This window comes from Bacillota bacterium (assembly GCA_040754675.1).
Classification (GTDB): domain Bacteria; phylum Bacillota; class Limnochordia; order Limnochordales; family Geochordaceae; genus Geochorda.
Map to the genome: position 1 here is coordinate 1 of JBFMCJ010000182.1, position 7,792 is coordinate 7,792.

The 7,792-nt window shown below is 62.8% G+C and carries 11 protein-coding genes; 10 read left to right on the forward strand and 1 reads right to left on the reverse strand.

What is annotated here, in order from left to right; all coding sequences use genetic code 11:
* Positions 1-85: 85 nt before the first annotated feature.
* The 7 genes from AB1609_11570 to AB1609_11600 all read left to right on the forward strand — a co-directional run bounded on the left by AB1609_11570 (position 86) and on the right by AB1609_11600 (position 4,203).
* Positions 86-331 carry a hypothetical protein gene (locus AB1609_11570; protein MEW6047103.1) on the forward strand — a complete coding sequence of 82 codons (246 nt, stop codon included), beginning with the start codon at positions 86-88 and terminating at the stop codon, positions 329-331.
* A 32-nt stretch (positions 332-363) separates the two neighbouring features.
* On the forward strand, positions 364-552 hold the full coding sequence (locus AB1609_11575; GenBank protein ID MEW6047104.1) for a hypothetical protein: 189 nt from the start codon (positions 364-366) through the stop codon (positions 550-552).
* A complete protein-coding gene (locus AB1609_11580; GenBank protein ID MEW6047105.1) occupies positions 516-1,277 on the forward strand; it encodes a hypothetical protein in 762 nt (253 codons plus the stop codon). Before AB1609_11575 ends, AB1609_11580 begins: the two co-directional genes overlap by 37 nt.
* Before the next feature lie 462 nt (positions 1,278-1,739).
* Positions 1,740-2,540: an LPO_1073/Vpar_1526 family protein gene (locus AB1609_11585; GenBank protein MEW6047106.1), complete on the forward strand. Its 801-nt coding sequence runs from the start codon at positions 1,740-1,742 to the stop codon at positions 2,538-2,540.
* Positions 2,541-2,656: 116 nt separating this feature from the next.
* Positions 2,657-2,980: a hypothetical protein gene (locus tag AB1609_11590; GenBank protein ID MEW6047107.1), complete on the forward strand. Its 324-nt coding sequence runs from the start codon at positions 2,657-2,659 to the stop codon at positions 2,978-2,980.
* A gap of 34 nt (positions 2,981-3,014) precedes the next feature.
* Positions 3,015-3,452: a hypothetical protein gene (locus AB1609_11595; GenBank protein ID MEW6047108.1), complete on the forward strand. Its 438-nt coding sequence runs from the start codon at positions 3,015-3,017 to the stop codon at positions 3,450-3,452.
* Positions 3,453-3,633: 181 nt separating this feature from the next.
* Entirely contained in the window at positions 3,634-4,203 is a 570-nt protein-coding gene (locus AB1609_11600; GenBank protein MEW6047109.1) for an HNH endonuclease, read from the forward strand.
* Between the two features lie 355 nt (positions 4,204-4,558).
* On the opposite strand, the gene AB1609_11605 is transcribed toward AB1609_11600, so the two are convergent.
* A complete protein-coding gene (locus tag AB1609_11605; protein MEW6047110.1) occupies positions 4,559-4,732 on the reverse strand; it encodes a hypothetical protein in 174 nt (57 codons plus the stop codon).
* A 300-nt stretch (positions 4,733-5,032) separates the two neighbouring features.
* Here AB1609_11605 and AB1609_11610 point away from each other — a divergent pair, with 300 nt between their 5' ends.
* From AB1609_11610 to AB1609_11620, 3 genes are all read left to right on the forward strand, one after another.
* Complete coding sequence (locus AB1609_11610) at positions 5,033-5,659, forward strand: hypothetical protein (GenBank protein ID MEW6047111.1); 627 nt, start codon at positions 5,033-5,035, stop codon at positions 5,657-5,659.
* Between the two features lie 16 nt (positions 5,660-5,675).
* Positions 5,676-6,983 (forward strand): hypothetical protein, encoded by a 1,308-nt coding sequence (locus AB1609_11615; GenBank protein MEW6047112.1) that lies wholly within the window; start codon positions 5,676-5,678, stop codon positions 6,981-6,983.
* Positions 6,934-7,792, forward strand: an 859-nt coding sequence (locus AB1609_11620; protein MEW6047113.1) for a hypothetical protein, incomplete at its 3' end; no start/stop codon positions are given. The genes AB1609_11615 and AB1609_11620, both read left to right, overlap by 50 nt.

Below are 7,792 nucleotides of genomic sequence, written 5' to 3' on the forward strand. Positions count from 1 at the left end.
CTCGCTTGTCTCGATGGGTAGACAGAAGGCCTCGCCCTGAAACGACAGCAAATGGCTTCATAACGGCAAATCGGGCGACTTCAAGTTGAGCAACTTCGGTCTAGTTACGGTGGGACGCGGGGCGGCCCGACACCTGCTCGTCATCCGGGGCGACATCGTGCACCTGGCCCGCGCGTCGGATTGGGAGCTGCTCTGTGGCCGGCCCCTGGAGTACACGATGCGGGTGGACGACCGGGACTGGGATGCTGTGCCCGAGGCCGAGCGGTGCACGCGGTGCGCGAGGCTGTTGGCGGAGGAGTGGAGGGCGTGGGAGCATCGGCGGGCGGCGTGAGATCTCGTGCACCCGTTGGGAGGCACGACACCTTGCCATCGGGTACCAATAAGGTGCAGAATGGGAGGCGGGACGAAATTGATCCAGGGCTGTCGAAGCAGCGGGCCCTCGAGCTCGTCGCACGGGCGCTCGACGAGGTGGAGTACGGGGAGATCATCGTGAAGATGCAGGGCGGGAAGCCGGTGTGGGTGGACAAGTACGACCGGCAACGAGTGGGCTAGACGAGATCATACAGCGTATAGAGCGCGTTCTGTCGCCCTTCAAAGCCGCCGAGCAACGCGCTGCGGAGCTCTTAGCGACGGCCCCTCGGGCGCGGTTATTCGTTGGAGTCTGTGGAGTCACCCTCGAAGCTGCTTCATTTGCGGTTGTTGACGAGTTCATAACACTACGATCGGTCAGCAACCCACCAAGCGCTATTCATATAGCTCAGGTTGCTGATCTAACTGACGCTGATTACTTGGCAGTAAGCAGATACTCATCCAGTGTTACCTCAGAGATAGCAGTAGGGCACCTCGACATTGAGAAAGCGCATCAACTTGACCTGCTGTTGCATCTTGCATGGCACACGGCTGCCATGCTGAAGCTTAGAGGGCATGACGGTCTCATCTGCCCGGTGGCGTCAACAGTGTCTTGGGACGTAGTTCCAGCCATCAAGGACCGTTCTGTCCGATTCTACCTACTTGATGACTCGCCGCGCCTTATCGTCCCAACAGCGGTTCGCAGCCGGATCTCGAACGTGGACATGGAGTGGACCAAGACTCACTGGGATAGTGCACTTGATCTAAGAAATGTGTCGGTGTCTAGGAGGTTTGGTCTCGCGTTCAGTATCGCGTACTATTGGAACCATACATTTGACTTAAGAATAGCCTTGTCGAATCTGTGGTGTGGGCTGGAAGCACTGTTCGGGGAAAGGCACGACCGGCCTGTGGTAGTGAATCTGGCGTAACGAATAGCCGCATGGCTCAATGATAATACTGTAGCCGATAAGCTTTTCCAGCTGTATGACACAAGGTCAGATGCGGTTCACGGGCGATGGTTGGAGAAAGAGGCGCTTAAGATTGCGATTGGAGAGACGTTGCAGATACTTCGAAGAGCGCTAATAACATGCATTGAACGAAACAGTACACCGCTTCCTGATTGGTAAGGGATTGCCACTCTGTTGCTGCGCACGAAGGTGGCTTGCCGTTAGTAAGTTTGGAGGCTGTTCATCTCAGGGAGTCCTGGAATTGGAGGTGCGAGCACTCGAAGTGGTACAGGGGCACATCACTATCCGGATGCAGGGAGGGAATCCTGGGTAGGTAAGCGAGCATGAGGTACAAAGAGCTGGGTAGACCTCATCCGATGCGGACTCCTGACGGTAGAAAGGAGTCAAGCGGTGGAGCCGTTACTACCTGCAGCCGTTGGCGGCATGGCAGGAGCACTCGTGACCAAGCTTGCAGAGAGCGGGGTTGAGTGGCTAGCGCGATTGGTTGAAGCGCACAGTCCGGCCGTACAACAGCAAGCGCGTGAGAACGTTCGCAACTTCATGATACGACTTGCCCAACGAGTGGAAAGGCTAGAGGCCGAGCTCCCTGCGACTGCCCGAGACGTCTTCGATCGGGCTCTTGATCACCCCGGGTGCAGCCTGCTTATGAAGAAGGCGATGCTGTCGGCCGCTGTAACCAGCAACGATGATCGCCATGAGATGCTCGTTGAACTAATCGCGCAAAGGCTGACAGCCGATGAAAACGACATGGTCGCGCTCGTCGGTGGAGCCGCTTGTGACGTAGTCAATGCATTGGCCCCAAAACATATCCAATTACTCGGCCTTATGGCGCGTCTCATGGCGATACGCCCTTCGAAGGTGATCGAAGCACATGATCAGGACACATATGACCGATTTGTCTTGGCATGGTGGGCACCGTTGGCGAAGTTGACGTCAGGTTTGGACCGTGTCTTTGCGATCGACTTCGATCATCTCGCTGGACTCGGATGTATCCGAATAAGCGTTGGCGAGTGGAACTTGCAGAATGTTTTAAGTATAGCCAGCCAGCCCAAACAAATGACGGTTACAATGAATCGTGTGCAAGAAACGGAGTGGTGGCCAGACATGCACCGCCTAGTGGAAGCGGGGATGAAGCACGCGTGGCCCACGAGCATCGGTTCACTAATCGGAACTTTGTACCACGATAGGCAGATTGGGCAGCGTACAACCATAGAGTGGGACTGAGCGCGCCTTTCCTCATGCAGGGAGGATAAGTCAAAACGTCATAGTCTCTGGACGGCTACCCAAAGACGGGAAGCCGGCAACCTACCAGGGGTTCGCCGGCTTCTTTCATGCGGAGGATGAGCGCCTTGCCCACCTACATGACCGGCGACAGCTGCCCCCGCTGCACCCTCACGACGCCCGACCCCGCCGACCACCGCCTCGACCGGCGGTATCCCCGGCGCCCCGCCACGGTTCCCTGGCTCCGGTACAGCGGCCCGCTCAACGACCTGCCGGCCGAACGGTCGTGCCCCGTGTACGGGTTCACCCAGCGATGGACGGGGGCGCGGTGGGAGACGATCCTCGAATCGCGGTATGTGGCAGCCATTCCGGCACCGGCATGGTCATCCACCAATCGCCTGTCCCGGCCGGCCGAGCGGCTGGTGAACCGCCGTGCAGCCTGACCCGACCACCCCGGGGCAGGGAGCGCCGGCTCGCGTGACCTGGGGCCGGGTCGAGGAGACACCCGAGGGCCAGGAAATCGAGGTGTTCGGTCCCGCGCCCTTCCCCCGCCCCGGGTGCGGGGGCGAGATGGGGCGGGTAACCGGAGCGTCCGTCCCGACTTACTGGTGCAGTCGGTGCCGGATCGCGGTGCTCCAGCCCGACGAGGAGACCGCACGGGAGATCGATCAGGCCGCGGCGGCGGGTGACGAGGATTTCCACACGGTCGGGGAGCTCGTGGCGGACGAGGCAGCGGTTAAGGCATGGATGGCGCGTTTGCGCGGGGGGCACAAATCCGGGCGTCGGAAGAGACGGGAACGCCGGCCTGCCCGACCCGTCGCGCCGCTGGTTACGGCGGAGGAAGACGAGAAAGCGGCAGCTGAGGCGAGACGACGCATCGCGGAGTGGGAAGCGAAGCGCAGGCAGGCAGTGTGAACGCTTCCCGCGAAAAAGTCAATAGGGATCTGATGCCCGCAGAGGCCGACAATGCGCGGTTTTGCGAGATCGGTGATCTGAACGATGGGAAACCTGGTTTACAATGCCCGGTGAAAAGGTGTCGCCTGAAAAAAGGGAAATCCTTCCATAACGGAGCGGCGGAAGCGTGCGGAAGGTTCCGGTGGGTCGTCATCTGGTAGCCTTAGTGGACGATGAGGATTACGACCGCGTCGCGCGTTACCGCTGGTACAAGACATCTAGGGCTTCAGGCGCCTTGTATGCCCAAACTCGCATCAACGGCCGTTCCGTGGCGATGCATCGGTTTATCCTGAATCCTCCTGATGGCGTAGAGGTAGACCACCGGGACGGCAGCGGGCTGAACAACCAGAAAACCAACTTGCGCTTGTGCGCTCGCCAGCAGAACCGGTGGCACGCGCGCGGAAGCCGAAGATGGGCCGATGGCGTGCTAACGAAGGGAATCTCGCGCGAGCGTGATCGATCCGGCGCGGTGTGGTTGTGGTATGCGAGCATCACGGTAAACGGGATTGTGTGGCGCGCCGGGCCGTACCGGACTCGTCAGGAAGCCATGGATGCGTACGATGAGGCAGCCCGGCGCATCTTCGGGGAGTATGCCTGGACGCATGCTGAAGGGTACGTCTCTCCACAGAGGCCAGGAGAACTGGTCGTTGCTTCCCGGATGCATGACGGGATGCCGTCATTGCAGGGGCAGCGACTGAAGCAAGCGGCGTAGTTCTCGTTCTCTAGGATATGTGGCGGACGAATTGCATCCCGCCGCCCCCTATGCGCTCCACCCGCAGGTGAGAGCGGGGCGGCGGTAACCAGGGCAACAATCAGGCCGCTCCGGTGGCGCCGCCGGGTGGCCTTACATTTTGGCCGCCATGTGCCCCACGCTCCGGGCGCGCGGGCACCCGCTGCCGTGCTCGTTGCCGCGAGGACGGCAGGCGGCCACGTCAATCCTCCCGGCCGTCGCTTGTGCCACGGCCGGCGTCAATCCGCTAGGGGCAAGGGCGCGTTGGATCGGCGGCCCCGGGGGCCGGTGACATCCCGGAATGGGTGCGACCGGCCCCTACGCGCGCCCGGCCTTGTTAGGCCGGAAGCATGGGCGCCTGACCGCCGCTCAGCCTGAGTGCGGTGTGCAGGCCTGCATAGGCCATGGCGAGCAGCGCGTACCCCAGTTCGGGGTGCCTGTCCATGGCCAGCAGGCCGGCGCCCGCCAGGATGAGGCTGATGCCAGCTGCGGTGCGGGCATCTTGGCTCATGGATACCACCTCCGATTCCAGTATACGCCGCAGCTGGCAACCCTCAGGAGGCGTCCGCGCTGCGTCTACTGCCGAAGGACGGGCGGCTACGCTGTTTGGAGTACCGGCGCACGTCGTTGAGGTGGCGGAGCCCAGGGGGACGGCCAACGTCCAGTATGGGCGTTCGCCGGCCCCTTCGCGCGCCCGCCATCCTGCCCGGGAAACGCGTTGGGGTCCGCGGCTGCGGCGCAAACTCAGAGGCCGCGGGGTCGGCTCCGGGGCTAACAGAGACAAGCCTCGCTCCAGGAGCGCAGCCCTGGCATGGTGAGAGCGCAGGGCTGGCGTAAGGCCGCTGCCCGTCCCGTGGGCTGGCGCGGCGTAATCGGGGGCGGCGGGATGGCGATGGCGCGCCCGAGGTGGAATTGGAAGGAGGTGGCAGGCGTGAGCCACGAGAATACCGTGGAAGTCGGGGAGCGGCCAGCGCCGGCCGCCTCCGCGGGATTGCTCCTGCGAGACGCCAAGGGGCGCTTCGCCAAGGGCTCGAAGCCGCCCAACCCGCGGGGCCGGCCGAAAGCCGAAGGCGAGGTCCGCGCCGCAGCTCAGGCGCACGGCCTCGAGGCCATCGAACGCCTTCTGTATCTCATGTTCCACGGACGCCCCGACCGCGTGCAGGTTGCCGCCGCCGAGGCTCTCCTCGACCGGGCGTATGGCCGGCGGCCTCAGGCGGTCACCGTACAGGGCGAGGTCACCGAGCACCGGAGCTTTGAGCTGACGGCGCGTCTCGTCGCCGAGCACCCGGAGCTCCTGGACCTCCTGTTTGCGGCGGCGGCGAGACGGGAGCTGGCTCATGCCCAGGCGGCTGGGCGGCGGGCGCGAGTGGCGGATGTAGTTCAGGCGGCCGAACGCGACGAGGCGGCCGAATCGGCGCCGGCCGCCTCGTCATCGTAATGTGGTCAATTGCCCCGTGCTCGACCTCGCCCAAACGTTCGGGGTGGACCGGAACGCGGATATCCGGCTGGTCAACGGCGAGAACGCCGTGGTCGAGGTTCGGGAGACCGACCAGGAGACGAACGCCCAGGGTGGGGGCAGGCGGATTACGGTTTTGCACTGCTGGGGGGCGGGAAGCGGCGCGGACCAGCTTTACAAGCGGATCGAGGATCCCGACCTCGTGGCGGAACTTGGCATCATCGAGGATGACTTCGAGGACACGTCGATTACCGACCTCGCGACCCTCGAAGCCCGCGGGTTGGAGGAGTTCAACCGCCGCAAGAACCCCTTTACCGAGGCCGAGGCCGAAACGACACTAGATGTGTTGGGCGACGCCTGGCTCCAAGACAAGGTGACGGTGGTGGACCCGGCGAGTGGCACCGTGGCTGCACTCGAGATCCGGGAGATCCAGGTGGCGGAGGATCGGGGCGGGGAGATTGTCCGGCTGGGCCTGGGCACAGAGATCGTCAGCCTGGTGGATATGGTGGTCGCAGGACGCGCCAAGCCCTCGGGCCTCCGTCCCCACGTTCCACCGCTCCAGGCCCCGTCGCTGCGCGCTGAGGGCATGTACGAGGCCATTCACTTGACCTGGACCCTCGTTCCCGGCGCCGAGTCGTATGACCTGGAGCACTCCACGGATGGGAGTGCATTCGCGCTCCTGGCTTCGGATGTCCCGGCCCTGTCGTACGACCACCGCGGTCTGGTGCTCGGTTCGGCGCATTGGTACAAGGTGTATCCCAAGCGGGGCGGGGCGCGGGGGCCGGCGTCGAACGTCGTGCGGCAGACGGCGAAGGACGTGACGGCGCCGGCGCAGCCCACGGCGAGCGCGTCGGGCATCATCCGCGGGATTGCCATCAAGCGCACCGGCCCGACACCGCCAACGGACTATGCGACCTCGGAATACCGCGTCACCCACCTACCACATTCCAGGCTGAGCACCTTCACCGACGCCGGGGCCTCGGGCGGGTCGGTTACGCGTGCGAACGGATATGTATGGTACGAGCTGTCGCAGAACATCCCCTTTGACACGGCGAAGCTGTACCACATCCGGGCCAAGGTGCGCCAGGTGAGCGACCCGACATCGGGCGGGAAGGCCATTTATGTCGGCGTGGCGGGCGTCGGCGCGGACGGCGTGACGTACATCAACATAAATGGGCAGGATTCGTTCGGCAGCCAGCACTACTTCGCCGCGAGTGGCGTGACGCCTCGCCGCCGGCGGCGCGCTGACGGAGTACGTGGGCTACTGGCAAGGGACGGGCACCCCGGCGGGCGGCCAGCACAATAGCGAGGCCGACCCCGGAAAGATGTATCCGGGCACCGCGTTCTTCCGTCCATTGTTCATTCTCAACTACAGCGAGGGCAACGGTGTTGCGGACATTGACTACCTCATCGTGGAGTGGAAGAACGGCGCCAACTGGGAGACGGTCTACAGCACGGAGGACCCAGGCCTGAATGTTCCTTGGGGCCAGGTTCCGCTCAAGGCGCGCAAGGTATCCAAGGAGTCCGTGGCCGAGATTACCGACGGCCTGACCGCGGGCACGACCTACTACGTCCGGGTCATGGACTACGACACGAGCGGCAACGCGTCGGCGGCGAGCGCGCAGGTGAGCGCGGTGGCGGGGAAAGCGCAAACAACAGACATCGCTTTTCGTGCACTATCGTCATTTGCTTCGGTGTTCAAGACTGAGGCCGACATCATAACGGTTGCGGGAGGCAACCAGCCCACACCCTTTGTGACGATCCCTGATTTGAGCATCACCGTAACTCTTCAAGCTGGCGATGTTGTCATGCAGTGGTTCCGCGCCAGCGTGTGGGTTACGTACAACGGTTATTCGACTGACTGTCGGCTGCGTGTGCTCAAAGACGGCGCAGAGCTCGCAGTCTCCAACGTACTTACTCGGCATACATCGGCCACGGCGGATTCAACTGGACAGGTAGCGCATGTATACAAGTGGGATATTACGGCCTCTGGTACGTATACGTTTGAAGTCCAGTGGCGCTGCACTAGTATTTACGCTAATACTTACTCTGGCATGGCTTCCCGCGCGCATCTGCTGACAGCCTTTCGGGGGGATGAAACAGGTGTTTACTTAT

Bases quoted from the DNA above. Each gene is read 5' to 3' on its own strand.
- AB1609_11590 (MEW6047107.1), top strand. From the start codon at position 2,657: ATGAGCGCCTTGCCCACCTACATGACCGGCGACAGCTGCCCCCGCTGC.
- AB1609_11610 (MEW6047111.1), top strand. From the start codon at position 5,033: ATGGTGAGAGCGCAGGGCTGGCGTAAGGCCGCTGCCCGTCCCGTGGGC.
- AB1609_11585 (MEW6047106.1), top strand. From the start codon at position 1,740: ATGGCAGGAGCACTCGTGACCAAGCTTGCAGAGAGCGGGGTTGAGTGG.
- AB1609_11605 (MEW6047110.1), bottom strand. From the start codon at position 4,732: ATGAGCCAAGATGCCCGCACCGCAGCTGGCATCAGCCTCATCCTGGCG.